The 24,563-nt window shown below is 63.7% G+C and carries 26 protein-coding genes; 11 read left to right on the top strand and 15 right to left on the bottom strand.

Annotated features, from left to right (window positions below; genetic code table 11):
* Positions 1-8: 8 nt before the first annotated feature.
* The 8 genes from tolR to ruvC all read right to left on the bottom strand — a co-directional run bounded on the left by tolR (position 9) and on the right by ruvC (position 5,716).
* Positions 9-527: a protein TolR gene (tolR, locus tag AAFO90_RS08340; RefSeq protein ID WP_274827730.1), complete on the bottom strand. Its 519-nt coding sequence runs from the start codon at positions 525-527 to the stop codon at positions 9-11.
* A gap of 3 nt (positions 528-530) precedes the next feature.
* Positions 531-1,226, bottom strand: coding sequence for a protein TolQ (gene tolQ / locus AAFO90_RS08335; protein ID WP_347509082.1), 696 nt, complete (start codon positions 1,224-1,226; stop codon positions 531-533).
* 107 nt (positions 1,227-1,333) lie between these two features.
* Positions 1,334-1,720 (bottom strand): tol-pal system-associated acyl-CoA thioesterase, encoded by a 387-nt coding sequence (gene ybgC / locus AAFO90_RS08330; protein WP_274867032.1) that lies wholly within the window; start codon positions 1,718-1,720, stop codon positions 1,334-1,336.
* Positions 1,721-1,787: 67 nt separating this feature from the next.
* Positions 1,788-2,345, bottom strand: a complete 558-nt coding sequence (gene thpR, locus AAFO90_RS08325) for an RNA 2',3'-cyclic phosphodiesterase (protein WP_347509081.1) — start codon at positions 2,343-2,345, stop codon at positions 1,788-1,790.
* A gap of 18 nt (positions 2,346-2,363) precedes the next feature.
* Positions 2,364-3,023, bottom strand: coding sequence for a hypothetical protein (locus AAFO90_RS08320; RefSeq protein ID WP_347509080.1), 660 nt, complete (start codon positions 3,021-3,023; stop codon positions 2,364-2,366).
* A gap of 337 nt (positions 3,024-3,360) precedes the next feature.
* The gene (gene ruvB / locus AAFO90_RS08315) at positions 3,361-4,392 is read right to left on the bottom strand and encodes a Holliday junction branch migration DNA helicase RuvB (protein ID WP_347509079.1); all 1,032 of its coding nucleotides are present in this window, start codon (positions 4,390-4,392) and stop codon (positions 3,361-3,363) included.
* Positions 4,393-4,529: 137 nt separating this feature from the next.
* A complete protein-coding gene (gene ruvA / locus AAFO90_RS08310) occupies positions 4,530-5,222 on the bottom strand; it encodes a Holliday junction branch migration protein RuvA (RefSeq protein WP_347509078.1) in 693 nt (230 codons plus the stop codon).
* Positions 5,219-5,716: a crossover junction endodeoxyribonuclease RuvC gene (gene ruvC, locus AAFO90_RS08305; RefSeq protein ID WP_065272667.1), complete on the bottom strand. Its 498-nt coding sequence runs from the start codon at positions 5,714-5,716 to the stop codon at positions 5,219-5,221. The genes ruvA and ruvC overlap by 4 nt, the downstream gene beginning before the upstream one ends.
* Before the next feature lie 349 nt (positions 5,717-6,065).
* Between ruvC and AAFO90_RS08300 the strand changes: the two genes are divergently transcribed.
* The gene (locus AAFO90_RS08300) at positions 6,066-6,284 is read left to right on the top strand and encodes a DUF1127 domain-containing protein (RefSeq protein WP_065272666.1); all 219 of its coding nucleotides are present in this window, start codon (positions 6,066-6,068) and stop codon (positions 6,282-6,284) included.
* Between the two features lie 162 nt (positions 6,285-6,446).
* Here AAFO90_RS08300 and AAFO90_RS08295 read toward each other — a convergent pair whose 3' ends face one another.
* The 3 genes from AAFO90_RS08295 to AAFO90_RS08285 all read right to left on the bottom strand — a co-directional run bounded on the left by AAFO90_RS08295 (position 6,447) and on the right by AAFO90_RS08285 (position 9,135).
* Positions 6,447-6,791, bottom strand: a complete 345-nt coding sequence (locus tag AAFO90_RS08295) for a hypothetical protein (protein ID WP_274867028.1) — start codon at positions 6,789-6,791, stop codon at positions 6,447-6,449.
* 110 nt (positions 6,792-6,901) lie between these two features.
* Complete coding sequence (locus tag AAFO90_RS08290) at positions 6,902-7,774, bottom strand: 50S ribosomal protein L11 methyltransferase (protein WP_274834520.1); 873 nt, start codon at positions 7,772-7,774, stop codon at positions 6,902-6,904.
* Positions 7,775-7,899: 125 nt separating this feature from the next.
* A complete protein-coding gene (locus tag AAFO90_RS08285; RefSeq protein WP_274834521.1) occupies positions 7,900-9,135 on the bottom strand; it encodes an MFS transporter in 1,236 nt (411 codons plus the stop codon).
* A gap of 129 nt (positions 9,136-9,264) precedes the next feature.
* Between AAFO90_RS08285 and AAFO90_RS08280 the strand changes: the two genes are divergently transcribed.
* The 4 genes from AAFO90_RS08280 to AAFO90_RS08265 all read left to right on the top strand — a co-directional run bounded on the left by AAFO90_RS08280 (position 9,265) and on the right by AAFO90_RS08265 (position 12,132).
* Positions 9,265-10,326, top strand: a complete 1,062-nt coding sequence (locus AAFO90_RS08280; protein ID WP_065272662.1) for a YeeE/YedE family protein — start codon at positions 9,265-9,267, stop codon at positions 10,324-10,326.
* A gap of 97 nt (positions 10,327-10,423) precedes the next feature.
* Positions 10,424-10,801: a hypothetical protein gene (locus tag AAFO90_RS08275; protein ID WP_065272661.1), complete on the top strand. Its 378-nt coding sequence runs from the start codon at positions 10,424-10,426 to the stop codon at positions 10,799-10,801.
* 30 nt (positions 10,802-10,831) lie between these two features.
* Entirely contained in the window at positions 10,832-11,356 is a 525-nt protein-coding gene (locus tag AAFO90_RS08270; RefSeq protein ID WP_274831320.1) for a sigma-70 family RNA polymerase sigma factor, read from the top strand.
* Positions 11,353-12,132 (top strand): anti-sigma factor, encoded by a 780-nt coding sequence (locus AAFO90_RS08265; RefSeq protein WP_347509077.1) that lies wholly within the window; start codon positions 11,353-11,355, stop codon positions 12,130-12,132. The genes AAFO90_RS08270 and AAFO90_RS08265 overlap by 4 nt, the downstream gene beginning before the upstream one ends.
* Before the next feature lie 64 nt (positions 12,133-12,196).
* Here AAFO90_RS08265 and AAFO90_RS08260 read toward each other — a convergent pair whose 3' ends face one another.
* Positions 12,197-14,392 (bottom strand): primosomal protein N', encoded by a 2,196-nt coding sequence (locus tag AAFO90_RS08260; protein WP_347509076.1) that lies wholly within the window; start codon positions 14,390-14,392, stop codon positions 12,197-12,199.
* Between the two features lie 134 nt (positions 14,393-14,526).
* On the opposite strand from AAFO90_RS08260, the gene fsa reads away from it, so the two are divergent.
* The 3 genes from fsa to AAFO90_RS08245 all read left to right on the top strand — a co-directional run bounded on the left by fsa (position 14,527) and on the right by AAFO90_RS08245 (position 17,220).
* Positions 14,527-15,180: a fructose-6-phosphate aldolase gene (fsa, locus tag AAFO90_RS08255; protein ID WP_347509075.1), complete on the top strand. Its 654-nt coding sequence runs from the start codon at positions 14,527-14,529 to the stop codon at positions 15,178-15,180.
* A 409-nt stretch (positions 15,181-15,589) separates the two neighbouring features.
* A complete protein-coding gene (locus AAFO90_RS08250) occupies positions 15,590-16,303 on the top strand; it encodes a DUF484 family protein (protein WP_274831324.1) in 714 nt (237 codons plus the stop codon).
* Complete coding sequence (locus AAFO90_RS08245) at positions 16,300-17,220, top strand: tyrosine recombinase XerC (protein ID WP_347509074.1); 921 nt, start codon at positions 16,300-16,302, stop codon at positions 17,218-17,220. The genes AAFO90_RS08250 and AAFO90_RS08245 overlap by 4 nt, the downstream gene beginning before the upstream one ends.
* A gap of 19 nt (positions 17,221-17,239) precedes the next feature.
* Here the strand turns inward: AAFO90_RS08245 and AAFO90_RS08240 are convergent, their stop codons facing one another.
* On the bottom strand, positions 17,240-17,851 hold the full coding sequence (locus AAFO90_RS08240) for a class I SAM-dependent methyltransferase (protein ID WP_347509073.1): 612 nt from the start codon (positions 17,849-17,851) through the stop codon (positions 17,240-17,242).
* Positions 17,852-18,333: 482 nt separating this feature from the next.
* Between AAFO90_RS08240 and AAFO90_RS08235 the strand changes: the two genes are divergently transcribed.
* Together AAFO90_RS08235 and AAFO90_RS08230 are read left to right on the top strand one after the other, a co-directional pair.
* On the top strand, positions 18,334-19,029 hold the full coding sequence (locus tag AAFO90_RS08235) for a CDP-alcohol phosphatidyltransferase family protein (protein WP_065272653.1): 696 nt from the start codon (positions 18,334-18,336) through the stop codon (positions 19,027-19,029).
* A 181-nt stretch (positions 19,030-19,210) separates the two neighbouring features.
* Positions 19,211-19,852, top strand: a complete 642-nt coding sequence (locus tag AAFO90_RS08230; protein ID WP_274867016.1) for a hypothetical protein — start codon at positions 19,211-19,213, stop codon at positions 19,850-19,852.
* Between the two features lie 43 nt (positions 19,853-19,895).
* On the opposite strand, the gene AAFO90_RS08225 is transcribed toward AAFO90_RS08230, so the two are convergent.
* Positions 19,896-20,384, bottom strand: coding sequence for a methylated-DNA--[protein]-cysteine S-methyltransferase (locus AAFO90_RS08225; RefSeq protein ID WP_347509072.1), 489 nt, complete (start codon positions 20,382-20,384; stop codon positions 19,896-19,898).
* A 326-nt stretch (positions 20,385-20,710) separates the two neighbouring features.
* Between AAFO90_RS08225 and AAFO90_RS08220 the strand changes: the two genes are divergently transcribed.
* Positions 20,711-21,277, top strand: coding sequence for a hypothetical protein (locus AAFO90_RS08220; RefSeq protein WP_347509071.1), 567 nt, complete (start codon positions 20,711-20,713; stop codon positions 21,275-21,277).
* A 126-nt stretch (positions 21,278-21,403) separates the two neighbouring features.
* Here the strand turns inward: AAFO90_RS08220 and ileS are convergent, their stop codons facing one another.
* On the bottom strand, positions 21,404-24,400 hold the full coding sequence (ileS, locus tag AAFO90_RS08215) for an isoleucine--tRNA ligase (protein ID WP_347509070.1): 2,997 nt from the start codon (positions 24,398-24,400) through the stop codon (positions 21,404-21,406).
* Between the last annotated feature and the right edge of the window lie 163 nt (positions 24,401-24,563).

Here is a 24,563-nt window from a genome sequence, read left to right as displayed (position 1 = left end):
GCCCCCGCCTATTGATCCGGGCCGCTGCCCGACCCGCCATCTGCCGCACCCGCAGGTGCACCATCCAGCGCCGGACCACCCACGTCGGTCACCAGACCCACGTTGGAAAAGCCGCCCGCATTGAGCGCCCCCATGATCTGCATGACATCGCTATAGGCAATCGCCCCATCGGCGCGCAGATAGACCCGGTCAGAGCTGCGCTCGGCCGCGATGGCGCGCAGTTTCACCACCAATTCGTCCCGCGCGACAGAGGTGGTCTGGATCTGGATATCGCCGCCTGCGGTCATGGTGACGGTCAGCGGCTCTTCCTCATCGCCGGGCAAGGCGCCGGCAGCGGTTTTCGGCAGATCCACCGGCACACCCACCGTCATCAGCGGCGCGGCCACCATGAAGATGATCAAAAGCACCAGCATCACATCGACAAAGGGCGTGACGTTGATTTCGGCCATCGGCTGCACCCGGCCGCGACGGCGGCCCCGGCGGCGCCCGCCCGATCCCGAAGACGACTGTTGAACAGCGGCGCCCATGGCTCAGGAATCCAGCTGACGGCTGAGAATGGTAGCGAATTCATCGGCAAAGGCTTCATAGCCGCCAAGGATCCGGTCACTGTCCGCGCTCAGCTTGTTGTAGAAGATCACCGCCGGGATGGCGGCCAGAAGGCCAAGGCCCGTTGCCATCAGCGCCTCGGCAATACCCGGCGCGACAACGGCAAGGTTGGTGTTCTGCTGTTCGGCGATTTCGATAAAGGCAGTCATGATGCCCCAGACGGTGCCGAAAAGACCGATAAAGGGCGCCGTGGAGCCGACGGTGGCCAGCACTGACAACCCGCTTTGCAGGGTTTCTGCCTCCTTGGCGATGGCCACATCCATCGACCGGTCAATGCGCGCCTGCGCGCCGGGGATCAGCCCGCCATCGCTACGGTGGCTGCGGCGCCATTCCGCCATGCCAGCGGCAAAGATCCGCCCCGATGGCCCGGCCGGATCCGGCCCCAGCTGATCGAACAGCCCGTCCAGAGGCTCACCCGACCAGAAGGCGGCTTCAAAATCCGCTGCTTCGGCCCGCGCCTTGCGATAGTTGATGATCTTCTGGATGATGATGCCCCAGGACCATACCGAGGCGGCGATCAGCATCAGCATCACCAGTTTCACGGTGATCGTGGCCCGCGCGAATAGGCCCCACATAGAGAAATCAATCTCCTGCGCCAGCGCCAGAGTTTCTGCTTCCATTTGCCTGCTCTATCGTTTCCGGCCATCTGCCTGCGGCCTTGATTGAGGCAACGCTAGCGCAGTTCACACGGAAAAGCCAATGAAACAGGCGTGACAGAGGCCCCAGCCTAGAGCAATGCGCGAATCTCTGCCGGCAGGCGTGTGGGACGCCCATCCGCTGCGGTGACGCAGACCGCCGTGACCACCGCCTTGAACAGAGGCGTGTCGCCGCGCCGCACCAGCTGCCGCATCGTAAGTCGCGCCCCGGTCAGTTTTTCCACCTCGGTTTCCACCATCAGCTCATCCTCGAACTTGGCAGGCGCCAGGTAATCGGCTTCGATCCGCTGCACCACCCAGATGAGACCGGCATCGCGCATGGCATTCTGGTCATTGCCAAGCTTGCGCACCCAGTCGCTGCGCGCCCGCTCGATATAGCGCAGGTAGTTGGCGTGATAGACGATCCCGCCCATGTCGGTGTCTTCATAGTAGACCTGTACCGGGAATTCATGCGTCATAATCTGCCCTTCCTCGCGATTGCCCGCACCCTAGGGTGCGCGCCTCAGGGCAGCAAGCCCCGGGCCTTTATGACGGTGCGGGACCTTCCAAGGGGTAGTCCGCCAGCACCTCATAGCGTGCACCATCCGGCGTCAGGGTCGAACGGAACAGCGCCATCCGGTCGATCTGCATCTCCGGGAGCGAGAAATCCCCCTGCGCCTGCAGGAAGGCGCCAAGGCGCTGCGCCCTGTGCTCCGGCATCTGGCGGGGAAACCGCGCAAGGGTGATATGCGGACGGAATCTTTCGCGCGGCAGGTCGATCTCCGCCCGCTCTGCTGCCCGCCGCACCTGATCGCGCAACCGGGACAGGCCGGGATCCGGCGCCACCGCAGCAAAAAGGATACGCGGCATACGACCGCCAAACAGATCCAGCCCAGTGATCCGCAACCTCAAGGGCACCGCCGCAATCCGCGTCAGCTCTTCATGCAGCAGCTGCAGTGCGAAATCGGGCTGATCGTCCAGAAAGGCCAGCGTCAGATGCAGATTGGCCCCAGGCACCACGCGCCCCACCGGGATCTCCTCTTGCAGGGTCTCCAGCGCCAGAATGGCCTCCTCTGGCAGTGACAGCCCGACGAAGGACCGCATGGCGCTGACCTCCCCTCGCTATTGCACAGGTGTGTCCGGCGGCGGCGCCTGAAGACGCGCAAACAGGCGCAGCGCGTGCGAGGAATCATCCGCAGCCACCGGCATCATCCGGTCATAGGCGGCGGCGATCACCCCGGCGATCTCCGGGCGCAGGATGGTCGCGCCGGTTTCCGGCAGCACCGCCAGCGGGGACCTGTCGGCAAAGGCGCCCTCGCCCCACATCAGCATCACCTGCACCGCCTGCGTCAACGCCAGGGTTTCCGCAGGCATCCGCGCCAGTTCGCCTTTCATCCGCAGGAAGACGAACCCGGCCTGGATGGCACCCTGATCATCAAACCGAAAGGCGCGGTACTGGCTGGCATCCGCCGCCTTGAGCCGCCCCACCAGAGGATCCAGATCCGGGATCAGGCGGCCCAGATCCGGCACTTCCAGAAGCTCGTCCCACTCTCGGAAGAAGAAGAACATCAGATTGGCGCCCAGCTCGGGATCGGTCTCGGCCATCTGGTGCCCTGCCAGCGTTACCACAGCTTCCAGCGCGCCCTTTACGGTCTTCAGCGTCTCCTCTTCGACGCCAAAGACGATAGGTGCAATCGGTCGGCCCCAGCGGGCAAAGGCATAGCCGCCGCCGGGGCGGGAAAACAGCGCTTCGATCTGCTCCGGTGTCAGGTCCAGTGTCATGATGGCGGCTCCGTCGGTCATCCCAGTCTCGCATCGGGGCCGTCTATGCCCGCAAGAGGGCTGAACGGCAAGGGGCAGCTCCCGCGCCCGCAGGACCCCGGCTGCGCCGATGATCCTGACCGGCCTTGGGCCCGGCGCCGCTGTCGCGGCGCGGTTGCGCCATCCGCGCACGCCCCTTTTTCGGGTCAAGGGCCGCGCCAGCGGCCACGCGGCACGCGTGGTTCACCCTTGAGGCGAAAAAGGGGAACACACACTGGGACAGGTTCCTGAGGGACAGATCTGTCCTTCAGGAACCTCTCAGCACCTTTCGGCGCCGCGGCAGCGGCGCCCCGCCCGTTCAGGAGAACAGATCGCTCTGCGATTTCGGCGGAGCAATCCCCAGATGCGTCCAGGCCTTCTGCGCCAGCATCCGGCCACGCGGCGTTCGCTGGATCAACCCCTGCTGCAACAGGAAGGGCTCGATCACCTCTTCCAGCGCATCACGGCTTTCGCTCAACGCCGCCGACAGGGTTTCGATGCCCACCGGACCGCCCGAATAATTCTCGGCAATCAGCCGCAGGTAACGGCGATCGGCGCCATCTAGGCCCAGATTATCGACACCAAGCCGGGTCAGCGCGCCATCGGCCAGCTCCCGGGTGATCGTGCCATCGCCCTCGACCACCGCAAAGTCCACCACGCGGCGCAAGAGCCGCCCGGCGATCCTGGGGGTGCCGCGGGCGCGCCGCGCGATCTCCCGCGCGCCGGCCTCATCCGCCGGGGCGCCCAGCTTGCGGGCGTTGCGGGTGACGATCTCGTGCAGCTCTTCCACGGTATAAAACTGCAGCCGCGTGGGAATGCCGAACCGGTCCCTGAGTGGCGTGGTTAGCAGGCCCATCCGGGTGGTGGCCCCAACCAGAGTAAAGGGCTGCAATTCGATCCGCACGGTGCGGGCCGCCGGGCCTTCACCAATGACGAGATCCAGCTCGAAATCCTCCATCGCCGGGTAAAGCACCTCTTCGACCGCCGGGTTCAACCGGTGGATCTCGTCAATGAACAGGACGTCCCGCGCCTCCAGATTGGTCAGGATCGCGGCCAGATCGCCTGCCTTGGCCAGCACCGGGCCAGAGGTCATGCGGAAGTTGACGCCCAGCTCGCGCGCCACGATCTGCGCCAGCGTTGTCTTACCAAGGCCGGGAGGCCCGTGAAACAGCGTATGGTCCATCGCCTCGCCGCGGCGGCGGGCGCTTTCGATAAAGACGCGCAGGTTGGCACGCGCTTCGGCCTGGCCGATGAATTCGCCCAGCCCCTGCGGGCGCAGGGCGCGGTCGCCATCCCCCGCACCGTCTTCGGGCAGCGGTTCGGGGCGCAGGGTGGGATCGGCGTCAATCATGTGCAGCCTGCCTGTCGGTTACCGCCCAAACCGCCTGGCCGTCAGGCCGGGCAGCGCCCGTCCGCCCCCCCGGGCGAGCGCTTCGCTTTCCGCCCGCGGACGGGAGCTGCCCTTCGTTCATAAAATCCATTCTTCGATCACCCTTTCGGCGCCAGCAGGCGCAGCGCGGCGCGGATCAGCGCCGCCTCTCCGGCTTCCGGCTCTGCTGCTGCGGCCTCGGCCACGGCAGCGGCGGCATCCGACGGCCCATAGCCAAGGTTCCCCAGCGCAGACAGCGCCCCGGCCGAGGCCGCAGCAGCTCCGCTGGGTTGTTTCTGCTGTTTCTTGCGCGCGGGTTTTGCCGCGGGGGCGGGTTCGCCCGTTTCCACCACCGCGTCCAGCTCAGGCCCGTCCATTGCCTCGGTGACGGTCCCGCCCATGGCCATCACGCCGGGCGCCTTGTCCTTCAGATCGAGCACGATGCGCTGCGCGGTTTTGGGCCCGACACCCTTGGCCGCCTTGACCGCTGCCCAATCGCCAAGCGCAATGGCGCGGCTGACCCCATCTGGCCCGAGCGCGCTGAGGATGGCCAGCGAGACCTTCGCCCCGACCCCCTGCACCGAGGTCAGCAGCCGATGCCATTCTTTTTCCACCAGCGAAGTAAACCCGAACAGCTGCATCAGGTCCTCGCGCACCAGGAGTTCGGTATAAAGCGCAACCGCCTCTCCGACACCGGGCAGCGCCGCCATGGTGCGATCCGAGCAATAGACAATATAGCCAACGCCGCGCACGTCGATCAGCACGTGGTCCTGGGCGCGGTACTCCAACCGTCCGGTGAGTTTTCCGATCATGCCCGCACCTCCTTCAGGACCCGCTGCTGCGTACCCCCGTAATAGGCGTGACAGATGGCAATCGCCAGCGCATCGGCCGCATCCGCGCCCTTGGGCGCGCAGCCGGGCAGTTGCAGTTTGACCATATGCAGGATCTGCCCCTTGTCCGCATGTCCGACGCCAACCACTGTCTTCTTCACCCGGTTGGGCGCATATTCCCCCACCGGCAGACCGGCCTTGGCCAGGGTCAACAGCGCAACGCCGCGCGCCTGTCCCAGTTTCAGCGTCCCTGCACCGTCCTTGTTCACGAAGGTCTGTTCGATGGCCGCCTGATCTGGACGGTAGGCCGCGATCACCTCGCTGACCTGATTGTGGAGCGACAAGAGCCGCTCTCCCAGATCATCCCCATCTGACTGGCACAGCCCGTTCGCCACATGCGACAGGCGCGTGCCCTGCGATTCGATAACGCCCCAACCGAGGGTCCGCAGCCCCGGGTCGATTCCCAAAATCCGCATGCTGTGACCGGTCCCTGCTCATTGGTTCGAATTGTTTTGAAGATCCACTAGCACAAAAGGCGAACATATCCAAACCCTTTCGCCTCGGGCCGCCCAGGGGCGCGAACACCGGAGACGGCGCAAATCGGTAAATTCGGGTTCGAAAACGCCTTCTCGATGTCGGGCTGCGACATCCGCTGGCGCAAACACTGCAAAACGGAGGAGAGCCCTTATTTACAAGGCCAAAAGCCATGCAAAATTTGCATAGGGCCATGCAAAAATCGACCTTGCTGCCGACGGATTTCGCCTCTACCTGCCGATTAACGTCACACGGCGCATCACAGTAACACATACCCAAGAGGACAAGGATATGGCTGCATTCGACACCACCCGCACCACCTATGGCTCCGTCGGCCTGTTTGGCCGTATCGGCGGCCTTCTGACCACCACTCTGGCCTCTGTCGTGGCCTGGAATGACGCGCGTGTAACCCGCAAGGCGCTGTCCGGTCTCAGCGACCGCGAACTGGCCGACATCGGCATGTGCCGCGGCGACATCGACGACATTGCAGAGGGCAAGCCGGTCTTCTGATCGCCTCCCTTGACCTGACTGACGCTCTTTTTCCCTCAGGGCGCACAGTAAGACGCCGCGGACCACCCTGGTCTGCGGCGTTTTTCGTCTGAATTCAGGAATGTGTCGGCACCCGCCGCCGCAACCGATACAGGCGGCAGGGAAAACGCGCGATACCGCTATTCAGTGCAGATAGGGGCGGAGTTTTTCTCCGATCAGCATGGACACCGGCTCGGCTTGCATCAGAAAGGCACCGGCCCGCTCGACCGCGACCCCTTGGGACAGGTCCGCCACCCGTGCGTCGTAGCTGGCGAACCCCAGCGCCGCCATCAGGAAACCCTTGAACAGGAAAAAGGCACAGAGGAAAAACACCACCGCGCGCGGTGTGATCCGCGAGCGTATCTGGCGCGGTGCCACCACGATCAGACCGTCCGAGCGCACCCGGGCGGAATAGCCAGCAGACATGTCGTTGTGCTTGCCTTCAAGGCGCCGCAGACGCGCCTGGAATTCTTGATGTTGCTTGCCCATAACACGAGCCCCCAAAACCTACTGGCCCCCACCAGCGATTGAGGCAGTATGCGCGCGAAATGTGGCAAGTTTTGGGCAGATATTTAAAATAAGAGGCAAACTTAGCTCAATCAGCTCTCTTTCTGCAGCAAGAGCGTCGTCCATTCGCCAATTTCATCACGTCGACGCAGGGCCAGACCGTTCTCTGCGTAGACCGCGATCACATCATCGGCCTGTTCGTTGAGGATGCCCGACAGGATGGCGAAGCCGTCCTTGCGCAGGTTTGCGGCGATATCCGGCGACAGCGCCACAAGCGGGCCTTTCAGGATATTGGCAAAGATCAGATCATAGGGTGCCACCGCCTTCAGGTCAGGATGATCAAAGCCTGCGGCCTCAAGACAGGTGACCTGCCCGCCCATGTCATTGGCCTTGAGGTTCGCCTCCGCGACCTCGACAGCGACCTGATCGATATCGCTGGCCATGAACTGCCCGTCCCAGACCCGCGCCGCCGCCATGGCCAGAACCGCGGTGCCGCAGCCGATGTCGGCCACCTTGGCGCCAGTAAACCCGGTGTCGATCAGATGATCCAGCGCCCGAAGACAGCCCAGCGTGGTGCCGTGGTGTCCGGTGCCGAATGCCATTGCCGCCTCGATCAGGAGCGGGATCTTGTCCCCCGGAACCTTGTCCGCATCATGGCTGCCGTAGACGAAGAACCGCCCGGCCTCAACCGGGGCCAGTTCGCGGCGCACATGGGCGACCCAGTCGGTTTCCGGCAGTTCAGAGACGGCAAAGGGTTTCGCCTCATGCATCGCTGCCAGCAGCGCAAGACCGGCCTCATCCGGGGCTTCGGTGAAATAGCCGCCAACCTCCCACAGGCCCGATCCGTCTTCGACCTCGAAAACGCCGACACCGGTCGGTTCCGGGGTCAGACGTTCCATCGCATCGCCCAGCGCCTCGGCTTTGGCTTTTCCGGTGAGGGTGGTCAGGGCGGTGAAAGTGGGCATGGCGGGTCTCCAGGATGTGCTGTACAGCGCCTAGGCCCCGCAGACGGTCCCGTCAAGCGTAAGGCGTGCAGGCCGACCGGCCCGACCACACACTGCGCACGGCCTTCCCCTCCAATGTCTCGCCTTTACTCGGCTGGGGCGGCAGCGGTGAACTTGCTGAACACTGTCTCGTTGCCCGGCTCGGGATGGCGCGGGATCAGGCAGGCCAGCGTCAGCGAGATCAACGCCATCGCCGCCGCCAGACCAAAGACCGCCGCCGGAGAGATCACCCACAAAAGACCCAGCAGGACCGGCAGGAAGACGGCCGCGATATGGTTGATGGTAAAGGCAACCGCTGCGGTGGGGGCGATATCGCCGGGATCGGCGATTTTCTGAAAATAGGTCTTCAACGCCAGCGCCAGCGCAAACAGCACGTGGTCGATGACATAAAGCGTCGCCGCCAGCACGACGCCCCAACCGAACCAGTAGATGCCGCCATACATGGCAAAGACCACGGCCAGCCCGGCGTATTCAAAGATCAGGGTTCGCCGTTCCCCGAACTTAGCGACAAACCGGCCCAGCAGCGGCGCCACGGTCATGTTGATCACCAGGTTGATCAGGAACAGGGCGGTGACTTCATGCACCTCGAACCCAAATTTCTCGACCATCATGAAGCCGGCAAAGACGACAAAGATCTGCCGCCGCGCCCCGGCCATGAATTGCAGCGCATAATAGAGCCAGTAGCGGCGGCGCAGGATCAACTTTTTGACCTGCGGGTGCGGTGCCTCGAATTGCGGATAGACCATGAGGCAAACCAGCGCCAGCAGCGTCGTCACCCCGCCTGCGCTCATGAAAACGACGTTGTAGCTGAGGTTCAGCGGCTCCCACAGCAGGACAATCAGCCCGTAGACAACCAGCGTCGCCGCCGATCCAGCGGCCAGAAGCCAGCCCAGGATCTGCGGCGCCCGTGCCTTTGGCAGCCATTGCAACTGCAACGACTGGTTCACCGTCTCGTAGTAGTGAAACCCAATCGAGGACAGCATGGTGATGGTCAGGATCCCGCCCAGCGAGGGGAACCAGGCGGTCACCGCTGTCGCCGCACCGAGGAGCATCAGCGACACCAGCCCCAACACCTGTTCACGCACCAGCAGGATCACTGCGATCACCCCGATGGCCAGAAATCCTGGGATTTCCCGCACCGTGTGAAGCAGGCCGATATCGGCGCCGTCGAACTGAGCCACCTCGATGACAAAGTTGTTGAGCAGCGCATTCCAGGCATTGAAGGCAATCGGCATACATAGCGCCATGACGAACAACAGCGTGGTCGGGCGACGCCAGCGCGGCATGTTGCGCGCGGTCTCTATCGGGACGGGATTGAACATGGGTCAAGCATGTACGCCCCTTTGCCCGCTCTGGCGAGAGCAAAACCGCCCGTGCACATCTGATCTGCATCAATGCAGCGCCTCTGATTTATACATATTACGATGCGTGCATAGATCAGGAGGCGCGCAATGGATCTGGTTTCACTTGTAGAAGGCATCGGAGAGGCCCCGACGGCGGCCCTGTTCGGGTTGCTCACCGGTCTGACCTTTGGCGTTGCGGCGCAGCGCTCCCGCTTTTGCCTGCGCGCGGCCACGGTGGAATTCGCGCGCGGCCGGATGGAGGACAAGGTGGCGGTCTGGCTGCTGACCTTTTCCACCGCCGTGGTCTGGGTGCAGGCGGCGCAGCTTCTGGGACTGATGAGCGCAGCCGATGCGCGGATGATGGCAGTGCCGGGCAGCTGGTCCGGCGCGGTGATCGGCGGCCTGATCTTTGGCGCGGGCATGGTGCTGGCGCGGGGCTGCTCGGGGCGGCTTCTGGTGCTGGCGGCCACCGGCAACCTGCGCTCGGTCGTGTCCGGGCTGATCTTTGCCGTGGTGGCGCAGATGAGCCTTTCGGGCGTGCTGTCACCGCTGCGCGACCGGCTGGCAGGGCTCTGGGTGACCTCCGGCGGGCGCAACATGGATCTTCTTGCCACCTTTGGCCTGCCGGAATGGGGCGGTCTGGCCCTTGGCGCGGCGATTGCTGTGCTGGCGCTCTGGCTGTCGCGCCGCAACCGTATCGGCGCGGCGCGGCTGATCTTTGCCTCGGGCGTGGGGTTTGCCGTCGCCATGGGCTGGGTGCTGACCTATGAGCTCAGCCTCGTCGCCTTTGACCCGGTGCAGATCGAAAGTGCCACCTTCACCGGCCCCTCGGCCCATACCCTGATGTTCTTCCTCGACCGAAACGCCATTCTTGAATTCGACGTGGGCCTGGTGCCGGGCGTCTTTATCGGCGCGATGCTGGCTGCTGCCCTGTCCGGGGAGATGAGGATCCAGGCCTTTGACGGCGCTGTCACCATGCGCAAGGCGATGATCGGCGCGGCCCTGATGGGATTTGGCGGCATGCTGGCGGGTGGCTGCGCCATCGGCGCGGGCGTCACCGGCGGGTCGATCTTTGCCGGCACTGCCTGGCTGGCGCTGTTCTGCATGTGGATCGGAGCGATGCTGACCGATTTCCTTATCGATCAGCCGGGCCGGACGGTGACCGCCTAAAAATTTGTAGGTCAGCGGGATTATTTCTCGCGCAGGCGCGTCTTATTATCTGCCGGTCGCAACGGACCGGTACGATCTTAGATGAAAGGACCAAAAGATGCGCTTCACCTTCCCTATTGCCGTTATCGCCGCAGCCATGATTGGCTCAGTCGTACAGGCTGCTACCGCGATCCAGAGCGGCGACAGCGCCAAAGGCGCGATCCTGACCGACGGCAGCGGCATGTCGCTTTATACCTTCGACAAGGACACAGCCGCCGTTTCCAACTGCTATGGCGATTGCGCCACGAAATGGCCGCCGCTGGAGGCCAGCAGCAAGGCCCGACCGCAGGGCGCCTTTGGCATCATCCTGCGCGCCGATGGCGCCCGCCAGTGGACCCACGAGGGCAAGCCGCTCTACACATGGTTCAAGGATGCCAAGTCCGGCGATATCACCGGTGACGGCGTCAAGGGCGTCTGGCACCTGGCCCGTCCGTAGGCGCGCCCCAGCCCCGAAGGTCCCCCTCCCATGACTGACCTGGACAAGATCGAAGCCCAGATCCCGGCACTGCGCCGCTACGCCCATGCGCTGATGCGCGACGCCGAGGCAGGCGATGATCTTGTCCAGGATTGCCTCGAACGGGCCGTAGCCAAGCTGCACCAGCGCCGTCCCGATGGTGCGCTGCGAGCTTGGTTGTTCCGCATCCTGATCAACCGCCACCGCGACCTGATGCGCCGGGCCCCACGGCCTGGCCACCTGATCGCCGTCGACGAGCTGCCAAGCGAACCCTCGCGCCCGGCAGGACAGGAGGCACATATGGCGCTGCGTGAAACCGAGGCTGCCATCGCCCGGCTGCCCGAGGACCAGCGCCGCGCTCTGTTGCTTGTGGCGCTTGATGGCGCCACATTCGACGAGGCCGCAACCATGCTCGACATTCCGCGCGGTACGCTGATGTCACGGCTGGCCCGGGCCCGCGCCAGCCTGCGCACCATGACCGGCCGCGGCGGCGCAACGTCCGCCGCGCCGAAACCAACGGGAAGACCCAACCGATGACCACCCATCCCGACACCCCGCTGAGCGATGATGAGCTGCTCGCCTATCACCACGGCGAACTGGACGAGGCCGCCCGTGCCGCGCTGACCGAGCGGATCGCAGCCGACCCCACGGCACAGACACGGCTCGCCGACTGGGCGCAGCAGGACGAGGAATTGCGGATGCTCTTCTCCGAACCGGAGGAGCCCACGCCCGAGGCCCTGACCGATATTCTGCGCCGCCCCGCCCCTGCAACCGCGCCGCGCTCGCCCCTTCGCGCCCCGGCACGCGTGGCGGCAATGGTCGGTCTTCTGACACTTGGCGGGCTTGGCGGCTGGATCGGGCGCGGCGCGCTGGCTCCCATGACGTCTGGCAATGATCTGGCACAGGCCGCGCTCAAGGCTCATGACACCTATGTGGTCGAGGTGGTGCACCCGGTCGAAGTGCCCGCCAGTCAGCGCGACCATCTGGAAAGCTGGATCTCAAAACGCGTCGGCGCCCCGCTGGTTCCACCCGACCTCGCGGCCTCCGGTTTTGCGCTGATGGGCGGCCGGGTTCTACCGTCCGAGGACGGAACGGCCGGGCTTTTCATGTACGAAAACGACGCTGGCACCCGGATCACCCTTTATATTGCCCCCCAGCATTCCGGCGGCGACAGCGCCTTCCGTTATGCCGGTGAAGGAGCAACACAAGGCCTTTACTGGCAGGATGGCCCGTTGGGCTATGCGGTGGTCGGCCAGATGCCACGCGATCACCTGCGCACACTGGCCGAGAAAGCCTATGATCAGCTGCTCTGACTTTTCGTGACCATATCGGCCAGCGAAAAGCGGTGTACGCAAGGGAGCAAGAAGGCCCCGTGCCCTAAAAGAAACTCTGCGGGTCGATATCGACGCTGAGGCGCAGATCGCCCTTTGGCCGCACCGACGCGATCCAACGGGCGATGGCCTCTTGCAAGGGCGCGCCCTTGGCCACCTTCACCAGCAGCCTTACCCGGTGGCGGCCCCGGACCCGGGCGATGGGCGCAGGGGCCGGGCCGAACAGCTGCGCGCCGATCTGGCGCAGGGCGCCATCGTTGCGCGCCAGCGTTTCGCCAAGATCAAAGACCTGCGCCAGATCCGATCCCGACAGGATGATCCCCGCCATACGGCCAAAGGGCGGCACCCCGGCGGCCTGCCGTTCAGCGGCCTCAGCCTTCCAGAAGGCCTCCTCGTCCCCCGACAGGATCGCCCGGATCACCGGATGTTCGGGCTGAAAGGTCTGCAAGAGCGCCTCGCCCGGCTTTTCCGCCCGGCCCGCACGCCCCGCGACCTGCCGCATCAGCTGGAATGTCCGCTCTGCTGCGCGCAGGTCAGACCCCTGCAGACCCAGGTCCGCATCGATCACGCCCACCAGCGTCAGCAGCGGAAAGTTATGCCCCTTGGCCACCAATTGCGTGCCGAGGATAATATCCGCCTCCCCCGCCGCAATCTCCTCGATCCGCTGCTTCAGCGCGCGGGCCGACCCAAACAGATCCGAGCTGAGAACCGCGATGCGCGCTTCGGGAAACAGCGCGGCGGCTTCCTCGCCCAGCCGTTCGATCCCGGGGCCGACCGGGGCCATCTTGCCCTCGACCTGACAGGAGGGGCAGACCTCGGGCACCGGTTTCGTCTCACCGCATTGGTGGCACATCAGCCGTTTCAGGAACCGGTGCTCGACCATGCGGCTGTCGCAGTGATCGCAGGCCACCTGTGCGCCGCAGGCCCGGCAGATGGTCACCGGCGCAAAACCCCGCCGGTTGAGGAACAACAGCGACTGTTCCCCCCGCTCCAGCCGGGCCTTCATGGCGTATTTCAGCGTCGGAGAGATCCATGTCGAGGGCAGAAGATCCTCGGCCCGCATATCCACCGCGCGCATCTCCGGCAGCACCGAGGCGCCAAAGCGCGAGGTCAGATCCAGCCGCTTGTACTTGCCTGCGTCGGCGTTGGCCCAGGTTTCAAGGCTGGGCGTCGCCGAGGCCAATACCACCTGCGCCGAACACATGGCCGCGCGCAGCACCGCCATGTCGCGGGCATTGTAAAGGACGCCATCCTCCTGCTTGTAGGAGGTGTCGTGTTCCTCATCGACGATGATCAGCCCAAGGTTCCGGTACGGCAGGAACAGCGCCGAGCGCGCGCCGATCACCAGCTGCGCCTTGCCCTGCCCCACCATGCGCCAGACCCGTCGGCGTTCGGTCATGGTGGCGCCGGAATGCCATTCCGCCGGGGTGGCGCCGAACCGCGCTTCGACCCGTTTCAGAAACTCCGCTGTCAGCGCGATCTCGGGCAACAGGACCAGCGCCTGCCGCCCGGCGCGCAAGGCCGCCGCCACCGCTTCCAGATAAACCTCGGTTTTGCCCGATCCGGTGACACCTTTCAGCAGCGTGGTGCCATAGGCGCCGCTTTTGACGCCCTCTTCCAGCGCCGCCGCTGCTGCCGCCTGATCGTCGGTCAGCGCCTTGCCCGGCAGATCGGGGTCCAGATGCGGGTAGGGCAGATCGCGCGGGGTTTCCTCCTCGCGCAGGGCGCCCTGTTTTACGAGCCCCTTGACCACCGACGGAGTCACGCCCGCCATATCGGCCAGTTCCTTGGGGGTGAAAGCCAGCCCACCAAATTCCTCCATCGCGTCCAAAACCCGGGCGCGGGCATCGGTCATCCGGTCCGGCTCTTGATCGCCGCGGCGCAGGATCTTGCGCATCGAGGGCGGATCGGACAGCCCCGGCGCCCGGCTCGCCAGCCGCAGCATCGCGGGCATCGGCGTCAGCGTGTAATCGGCCGCCTTGCCCAGAAACGCGCGCATCTCGCTGCGCATCGGCGCCACATCCAGAACCCGGATCACGCTGCGCAGTTTCGACGAATCAAAATCGCCCGCGCCCGGCCCCCAGACCACGCCCAGTACCTTGCGCGGACCCAGCGGCACCTCGACATAGGCACCGAGGAAACAACCGCCCTCGGGGGCGCGGTAATCCAGAAGCCGGTCAAGCGGCTGCGTGGTCAGCACCGCCACCCGCTCTCCTGCTTCGAAATGCTCCTGATCGCTCACCGCTACCCACCTTGTGCCCTTGCAAATTGTCCGTGCAAAGTGTCCCTGCAAAACCGCCGGGGCTTTTTAATGCCTCCCCCATGAGGTAAAGGCTAGCCCAATCAAGGCCAACCCACGCCAAAGGATTCCCGGATATGAAATTCTTCGTAGATACCGCCGAAATCGATGCCATTGCCGAACTCAATGACCTTGGCATGGTGGATGGCGTCACCACCAACCCCTCGCTGATCAAGAAATCCGGCCGTGACATCATCGAAGTCACCAAGGAAATCTGTGATCTGGTCGACGGTCCCGTTTCCGCCGAAGTGACGGCCACCGATGCCGAAACCATGATCGCCGAAGGCCGCAAGCTGGTCGAAATCGCCGAGAATATCGCCGTCAAGGTGCCGCTGACCTGGGATGGCCTCAAGGCCTGCAAGGTGCTCAGCGACGACGGAAATATGGTCAACGTGACGCTGTGCTTCTCCGCCAATCAGGCGCTTCTGGCGGCCAAGGCCGGTGCCAGCTTCATCTCTCCCTTCATCGGGCGTCTGGATGACATCAACCTCGATGGCATGGAGCTGATCGAAGACATCCGCACCATCTACGACAACTACGGGTTCGAGACCGAGATTCTCGCCGCCTCGATCCGCACCGTGAACCACGTGCTGGACTCTGCTCGCATCGGCGCCGACGTGATCACCGCCCCCCCTGCCGTGATCAAATCCATGGTGAACCACCCGCTCACCGACAAGGGCCTCGATGCCTTCCTCGCCGATATCAAGGCCGCAGGCATCAAGATCCTCTGATCCGGGTCCAATAACCCGACGACCCAAAGGCGCCCTTTCCGGGGCGCCTTTTTCTTATCCCACACCCCGCCGGGTCAAGGGCCGCGCAGCGGTCGCGCTCCGCGCGATCCACCCTTGACGCGGCACCTTTCAAAACACAATCGACAGGGCGCTTTGAGGGGGCAGAGCGCCCCCTCAAACGCTTCTCAGCAAACCTCAAAAGGTCCGCCAGGACCGCAACGCCGGGCAACAGCCCGGCGCCCGGCCCAACCAGCGAGGAGGCCGCCCATGGCGGCCCCGCAGTGGGCGGGAGCCTCCCGATACCCTTAATGCGGAGCTTCGGCGTTTTCCCACCAGAGACACATTTTTCACCCGCATCGCCCAAAACCCATGTTATAACCCGGTCAAAAGACCCCAAAGAGGTTCGAACATGAGCAGCAATACCGCCAAACTCGACGACGCCCTGCGCGCCGCGATTCTGGAAAAACCAGACGCGATCCTGGAGGATCAGAATCTGATGAACGCCCTCGTCAGCGCCAATGAGCGCGCCATGGGCTCGAATATCGTGGATCTGCGCGGCATCGCCATGGAGCGGCTGGAGGCGCGACTGGACCGGCTGGAGGACACCCACCGTTCGGTCATCGCCGCGGCCTATGAAAACCTGTCCGGCACCAACCAGATCCACCGCGCGGTGCTGCGCCTGCTGGATCCCACCGATTTCACTGGTTTCCTGGCCAGCCTCAATCAGGAGATGGCCGAAATCCTGCGCGTCGATGCGCTGGCGCTGGTGCTGGAAACCCGGCAGGAGGACGGCAGCGCCGCCGCCGAACGTATCGGCGATGTGCTGAAAATCGTCTCGCCCGGCTATGTCGCCGACTATGCCGCCGCAGGCGGGCGCGGCGGGCCGGACCGTCAGGTCACCCTGCGCCAGCTGCAGACCGGCAGCGCCCGGATCTATGGCGGCAAGGCGGAGTGGATCCGCTCCGAAGCTTGCCTGAAGCTGGATCTGGGGAGCGGCCGCCTGCCCGGCATGCTGGTGCTTGGCTCTGAGGATCCGCATCAGTTCTCGCCGCAGCAGGGCACTGACCTTCTCGGCTTCTTCGCGGGCGTCTTTGAACGAACCATGCGCCGCTGGCTGTCATGAGCCTGATCTCCCCGGCCTGCCGCGACGCCCTGCAGCACTGGCTGGAGGGGCTTGCCGCGCTGGGGGGCGCCTCGGCCAATACGATCACCGCCTATCAGGGCGATGTCACCGGCTTCCTTACCTTCATGACCAGCCATACCGGCGGCCCGCAGGGGCTGGGGGCGCTGGCGCAGATCTCTACCGCCGACATGCGCGCCTGGATGGCCTCCGAGCGCAGCGCGGGCACCGGTTCACGCTCGCTGGCACGCAAACTCTCCTCGGTCAAAAGCTTCTATCGCTGGTTGGCGACACGCGAAGGGTTCGAGCCCACCGCGGTTCTTGCGGTGCGGGCACCGAAGTTCCAGAAAAAGCTGCCCCGCCCGCTGGCGCAGGACGCTGCCCGCGCCGTCATCGAGACGGTTGAGCTGCAATCCACCAGCGACTGGGTCGCCGCCCGCGACGTGGCGGTCGTGACCCTGCTTTACGGCTGCGGCTTGCGCATTTCCGAGGCGCTTAGACTCACCGGCGGCGATGCGCCGCTGCCACAGGTCCTGCGGATCAAGGGCAAGGGCGAAAAGGAACGGGTGGTGCCTGTGATCGCCGCCGCCCGCGATGCGGTGGATCGCTATCTGGACCTCAGCCCGCATCCGCAAACGCAGGACGCACCGCTGTTTCGCGGCCAGCGCGGCGGTGCCCTCAATCCCCGCCAGATCCAGGGGGTCATGGCCAGAACCCGCTCCCAGCTGGGCCTGCCTGCCTCGGCCACGCCCCACGCGCTGCGGCACAGTTTTGCCACCCACCTGCTGGAAGCCGGAGGCGATCTGCGCGCCATTCAGGAGCTTCTGGGCCATGCCTCGCTTTCCACCACGCAGGCCTACACGGCGGTGGATACGGCATATCTGATGGAAGTCTACAACCGCGCCCATCCCAAGGCCTGATCTCAGACCGAAAGGCCCCTCAGCGTCGCTGGAAGACAGCCCAGGTAAAGGGTTGCTCGGCGCCGCCCGGTGTCTGGTGTACTTCTCGCCAGTGGTGCAACAGGGTAAACGCGTCCCCCAGCTCCTGCCCCAGCCCTTCGGCGGAATATCTGCGCACCGGCAGGCCGCTGCATGTCTCCGGCCCGTCCGGCGCAAAGGTTGCAAGGATCACATGTCCATCGGGACGCACCCCAACCCGCAAAGCAGCCACATAGGCGGCACGGTCGGCCGCGTTGGTCAGAAAGTGGAACACCGCCCGATCGTGCCAGATCCCATAGGCGCGCGGCGGCACCCATTCAGTGATATTGGCAGCGATGCGCGCAACCTCCGGCGCCCGGTCTCCCAGCCGCTGTGCCTGTACCGCCAAAGCAGCGTTGGAAATATCCAGAACCGTCAGATCCCGCCAGCCACGTTCCAGCAGAACCGCCGCCAGATCTGAAGCGCCACCCCCGACATCCAGAAACGGCTGATCCTGCGCGCCGATCAGATCAATAGCCTTCAGCGAAGCCTTGGGATACGCCTGATACCAGCTGACTCTCGTCGGCGCCTTGCTCTCATAGACAGCGTTCCAATGTGCGCTCTGGTCTGGCATCACGCTCCTCCTTCAGACGCTCCCCGTGCCGGAGCATATCTGGCCAGCACATTAGACATGCAGTTATCAGAATGCAAAACAACCACGCGGCACACCGCCGGATGAGGCAGGCGTTCCGGCGCGCGGAATCAATAAAATGCAATATATTCCGAAACCTGCCGACAACCTCTCCTTAACCGCATTCAGAGTTGATAGGGACACACCCGCTCCAGAAAGGATGCCCTATGTATCACGACCCCCATTTCTGTTTTGGCCAGGCTCCCGCTGCACCGGCGGCGCCCGTCTCTCAGATCCGCCTCCCCCGCTCCATTCCTGTTTCGCATTGGCCCTTCCCCGGCTCCATCCCCGGCGTCGTAAGGGAAATGCTGTATATGTCCGATGATGGTGCCGCCTTTGATGCGGCCGTGGAAAACGCGCCCCATATCAGCAAAACGCTACACTGAACCCTTGCGGGCCGAGGGCAAATTCGCCATCACGGGTGAATGAAACCTCAGATCCGCGCCATTCTCGTTCATCTTCTAACCGCCACCGGCGCCGTCTTTGCCATTCTGGCAATGCTGGCGGCCGCCGATGCCAAGTGGAGCCTGATGTTCCTGTGGCTTGTGGTGGCCTTTGCGGTGGACGGTGTGGATGGCCCCCTGGCGCGGCATTATCACGTAAAACGCTACGCGCCGCAGTTTGACGGGGTCCTGCTGGATCTAATCATCGATTACCTGACCTATGTATTCATCCCGGCTTTTGCCCTGTTTAAATCCGGGCTGATGGCAGGCTGGACCGGCTGGTTCGCCATTATCGTCATCACCTTTGCCAGCGCGATGTATTTTGCTGACACCCGGATGAAGACAAAGGACAACTCCTTTTCCGGCTTCCCCGGCTGCTGGAACATGCTGGTGCTGGTGATCTTTGCGCTGGAGCCGAGCCACTGGACCAGCCTGGCGCTGGTGACGTTGCTCTCCATCGCGATGTTCCTGCCGCTGAAGTTCATTCATCCGGTCCGCACCCAGCGCTGGCGCCGCATTTCGCTGCCGGTGGCGCTGGTCTGGACCGCGCTGGCAGGCTATGCGGCCTGGATCGATTTCCATCCCGAAAGCTGGGCCCACTGGGGGCTGATCGTGACCTCGGTCTACCTGCTTTTCGTCGGGATCGTGCAGCAGATCTTCCCGCCCAAACGCGCCTGAGCCTGCTGCAGACGCAACCACGTGCGACAAAACCGGCCTGAAACCAGTAGCTTCTGAATACGTCTCAAATGCGAGGCACTATGACTTCCCTGGGGTAAGCCTGCCTTAAATTCTGATCGTCAGGATCGATGGAGCATCCTTTGCACCGGGGGTGTGTTCCAATCGTTCAGGAGATCATATCATGAATTCGATCCATGCCCCCGGCGGCCAGTCATCCGCCCATCACGCCCACTCTGCGCCCCGGCAGTTCACGCCGCCCGGCCAGTCGGATCAGCCGGACCGCGTTGGTCCGCCCGATCATGCCAAGGCCTGGGGCTGGCGCGCCAAGCAGGCCGCTGAAACGCCCGCAGAGCCTCCGGCAGAAACCACACCGCCCAAGGGTGTCAATGCGGTGCTGAGCGGCAGCTTTGGCGAAATTTCCATCCGGATTGAAGACCTCGGTGGCGCATTCGACATCGAGGTCACCCGCGAGGACGGCGGGCTGAATGTCGCGACAGACAGCGGCACCGGCGGCGGTGAGATCAGGATTAACTTCGAGAACGGCGAACACGGCGGCCTTGTGGCCCTGTTTGAAACCAATGAAGCGGGCGAGATCACCGTTTCGGTAAGCAATGTCAGCGACAGCGATCCGGCGACCGAGGTCGCGGTCAGCCCGCTTGAGGTCCCCGAAGAGGCAGAGCCCGCGCAGGCGGACACCAGCCTGGCAGAGACCAGCGGCGCGGATATGGAAACCGTCGTTCTGGGTCTGGCCGCAGGCGATCCTGCCCCAACCGGCACCGGCGCCATGTCAGAGTATGACAAGGCGAAAGCATTGTTTTCCTGAACAGCGCTTCAGGCGTCTCGCCTGACGGAGAAATCTTAGGATCTCAGATCAGCAACCCTGCCGCGCCCTCATGGCGCAGCAGGGATACTTTTGTTTCGACCCCACCCTGCCCTGAAAACCCACCAAGCCCGCTGCCACCCAGCACCCGATGACAGGGGATGATGATCGGAATGGGATTGGCGCCGCAAGCATTGCCTACCGCCTGCGCCGAACTGCCAAGAGTCTGCGCCAGCTGACCGTAGGTGCGCGTTTCGCCAAAGGGAATGGCGGCGATTTCCGCACAAACTGCCTGCTGATAGGCCGACCCTGCCACATCCAGCGGCAGGCTGAAGGCCTCTAACTCTCCCGCGAAATAGGCACGCAGCTGCGCCAATGCCCGGTTCAGCACCTCCTTCGTTGCGGCATCTCCGGCAGGCGCCTGCGCAGGTTCTGCGGGAGTTTCCTGCCAGCGCAGCCGGGTGATCACCCCATCTTGCGCGGTCACGACCACCCGCCCGACCGGGGTTTGAAGATGCGCGCTCGGCTGCTGCATGCGTTCTGTCCTCTTGCGGTTGTTCACTTAGGGCGCTCCCACCCTGCGGCGGGGCGAAGCGGGCCGCAAGCACAAGCGCCCCGCTCAGGGCGCGAAATGCGCACTTTGGTATAGGTGCCATATCCCTCTGCCGCTCTCCCCTGCCCAAGCGGGCAGGTGCCAAGCAGTTTAATTAATATGTATTAATGATGGAACGCAGAGCGGGGTGCCTGCGTCGTGCTGCAATATCCCGGCCTCTGCCACGGACAGCCTTTCGGCCATCTGGAGGAGCAATGCCGGGACCGATCAGCTGCACGTCTCGGTAAAGTAAAGGTGGGAACAAGGACATGATTCGACTGGATGCGGCCAACCTGGCCTGGAAACAAAGCTGGTCAGCCAATCAGCCGGTCATGGTCGGCCCAGTGCAGGCTGAAAAGGAGAACGCCAGCCTGTCCGAAAAGATGGGCCTCTCCGAACAATCGGCCTATCGCCTGAAAGCCTTGCCTGAGAAGGAAAAGATTCAAGCCGCGACCGAACAGGTCGATGGCAGCCAGCAGGGTCTGGCCTTCCGGCAGCAGCGCGAAGAGGCCCTGCAGAATTCGCCAAACATGCAGAATAGCAGTGTGAACTCGGTCTTCACTGGCCCGGCCAAACCGTCCTTGGCGGTGCGCGACGCCCAGCAGATGCCGGGGCAACCGGATGCATCACCCTGGGAAAAGACGCAGGACGACATGCGCCGGGAACGCGTGACAGGCTCTGCCTACGGTGCCCAATCCGAGATTTCCGCCGCTGCCAAGGCGCTGTGGCGGCAGTATATCGCTCTGCTGGCCGGCCACCCGGTTGGGCCGCTGCCGATGAACGTCATCAACGCCTGCGCCAATTACAAGGCCGCGCAAAAGGTCGTTGCTGCCTGATCTCCGCGCGCCGACCCTCTCCAAAGACCCGGATGTCCGACGAAAAAACGCCGCCGTTGCCCTCAACAGGCAACGGCGGCGCAATCTGTTTTGGACTAGCCTCCTCGCGCGAGAGGGTGGTCAGCCTTAGCTCAGCGCGCTGTCGCAGCGACCGCAGACACCGGCATGGGCATGGGTGCCCACATCCGGCAGGATCTTCCAGCAGCGCTGGCATTTCTCGCCTTCGGCCTTTTCGAACACAACCGAGATGCCGTCGATCTCGGGCATGCGGAAGGCTTCGGCTGGGGCCGGATCGCCGGTCAAAACCACATCCGAGGTGATGCAGATATCGGCAAAATTCACCGATTTCAGCGCTTCCAGAACTTCCGCATCGCGCAGATGTACCACCGGCGCTGCTTCAAGCGAGGCACCGATCACCTTGTCGGTGCGCTGGATTTCCAGCGCCGAGGTCACCACCCGGCGGGCCTGACGGATCGCGGCCCATTTCGCGGCCAGCGGCTCGTTCAACCAGTCAGCGGGCGTGTCGGGGATGTCGACGAGGTGCACCGAGCTGTCCTCGCCCGGGAAGCGTTCCAGCCAGACCTCTTCCATGGTGAAGACCAGGATCGGCGCCAGCCAAGTGGTCAGGCGGTGGAACAGGATGTCCAGAACGGTGCGCGCGGCGCGGGCATTCAGCGTATCGCCATCACAATAGAGCGCGTCCTTGCGCACGTCGAAATAGAAGGCCGACAGATCCACGGTGGCAAAGGTGAAGACCGCGGAGAACACGCCCTGGAAGTCGAAGGCGGCATAGCCGGAGCGCACCTTGTGATCCAGTTCCGCAAGACGGTGCAGCACCCATTGCTCCAGCTCGGGCATTTCGGCGGGATCAACGCGCTGGTCCTCGGTGAAATCGCCAAGGCTGCCCAGCATGTACCGCATGGTGTTGCGCAAACGGCGATAGCTGTCGGCGGTGCCTTTCAGGATTTCCGGGCCGATCCGCTGGTCGGCGGTGTAATCGGTCTGGGCCACCCACAGACGCAGGATATCGGCGCCGTATTGCTGTACGACCTTTTCCGGCACGATGGTGTTGCCCAGCGATTTGGACATCTTCATGCCCTTCTCATCCAGCGTGAAGCCGTGGGTCACCACGTTGCGGTAGGGCGCGCGGCCCAGGGTGCCACAGGCCTCCAGCAGGGAAGAGTGGAACCAGCCACGGTGCTGGTCGGTGCCTTCCATATAGACATCGGCGATACCATCCTCGGTGCCATCTTCGCGGTCACGCAGCACAAAGGCATGGGTGGAGCCGGAATCGAACCACACGTCGAGAACGTCAAAGACCTGATCATAGGCGTCGGGATCAACGATACCGTCCAGCACCTGCGCCTTGAAGCCGTCCTCGTACCAGACATCGGCGCCCTTTTCGTCAAAGGCGGCGACGATACGGGCGTTGACCTCATCGTTGCGCAGCAGGAAATCATCGTCGGTGGGCAGGGCGCCCTTCTTGGTAAAGCAGGTAAGCGGCACGCCCCAGGCGCGCTGGCGCGACAGCACCCAGTCGGGGCGCGCTTCGATCATCGAATAGAGACGATTGCGCCCGGTCTGCGGCGTCCATTTCACCAGCTGGTCGATCGAGGTCAGCGCCCGCTCGCGGATGGTCTTGCCATAGGTATCGAGCCCGTCGCCCAGTTCCTTGTCCACGGCTGCAAACCATTGCGGCGTGTTGCGATAGATGATCGGCGCCTTGGAGCGCCAGGAATGCGGATAGCTGTGCTTGATCTTGCCACGCGCCATCAGCCCGCCGACCTCGACCAGCTTGTCGATGACGGTCTTGTTGGCATCGCCCTCGCCGCCTTTGCGGTTGAGGATGTATTTGCCACCAAAGAACGGCAGGTCGGCACGGAAGGAACCGTCGTCCATCACATTGTAGGTGATGACCTGCTTCAGCATGCCAAGGTCACGGTAGAGTTCGAATTCCTCCATCCCGTGGCTGGGCGCGCAGTGCACGAAACCGGTGCCTTCGGTGTCGGTGACAAAGTCGGCGGCGCGGAAGTCGCGGGGAGCGTCCCATTCACCGTTGCTGCCCTCGGCACCTGCGAGGGGGTGCATCAATTGCAACCCTTTCAATTCCCACTGGTCCACATCATCCACACGCTTCCACTGGTCGTCTTCAAGGCGGGCGCGTTTAAACACATCCGCCGCTAGGTTGTCGGCCAGCACGTATTTATCGCCCACCTTGACCCAGGATTCCTCTGGCGTGCCGGTCACCTCATAAAGGCCATAGGCAATGTCTTCGCCGTAAACCACGGCCTTGTTCGAGGGCATGGTCCAGGGGGTGGTGGTCCAAATCACGACATAGGCGTCGAGAAGGCGCGAGATCCGCTCTTCCGCGTGCCTTCTGCCTTCTTCTTCATCGACGTAAATCTTGGCGAGAGAGTCGCCAAAATTGTTTTCGGGTCCACGCACGACCTTGAACTTCACCCAGATGGTGAAGCTTTCCTTGTCGTGGTATTCCACCTCGGCCTCGGCCAGCGCGGTTTTTTCCACCGGCGACCACATCACGGGTTTGGAGCCCTGATACAGCGTGCCGTTCATCAGGAACTTCTGGAATTCGCCCGCGATCACCGCTTCGGCGTGGTAATCCATCGTAAGGTACGGATTCGCCCAGTTGCCGGTGATGCCAAGGCGTTTGAACTCTTCCCGCTGGATATCGACCCATTCATCGGCAAAGGCGCGACACTCCTGGCGGAACTCGATGACTGGCACCGCGTCCTTGTTCTTACCCTTCTTGCGGTACTGTTCCTCGATCTTCCATTCGATCGGCAGACCGTGGCAGTCCCAGCCCGGCACGTAACGCGCATCATAGCCCATCATCTGGTGCGAGCGCACGATCATGTCCTTGATGGTCTTGTTCAGCGCGTGACCGATGTGCAGGTGGCCGTTGGCGTAGGGCGGGCCATCATGCAGCGTGAACGGCTCGCGGCCTTCGTTGTTTTCGCGCAGCCGGTCATAGACACCGATCTTTGCCCAGCGCTCAAGCCATGCGGGTTCCCGCTTGGGCAGGCCCGCGCGCATGGGGAAATCGGTCTTGGGCAGGTTCAGGGTGTCTTTATAGTCGGGGGTCTGAGGCGTGTCGGCGCACATCGGTGGCGTCCTTTGAATAGCTGGTCGTCGTCAGGATTATCTGTGGGATATTCGGTTCGGTGCGATGGCTCAAGCACCTTTGCCCGGCGGCTCTTAGGATTCCGTGTTCGGATCAGAGCGCCGGGTACGTAATTCGAATAATGATGGCCGCACGGTGGGACAT

This window comes from Phaeobacter sp. CAU 1743 (assembly GCF_039839315.1).
Lineage (GTDB): Bacteria > Pseudomonadota > Alphaproteobacteria > Rhodobacterales > Rhodobacteraceae > Phycobacter > Phycobacter gallaeciensis_A.
Note: the sequence above shows the minus strand (reverse complement) of the source record. Positions and strands in the feature narration are given on the sequence as shown.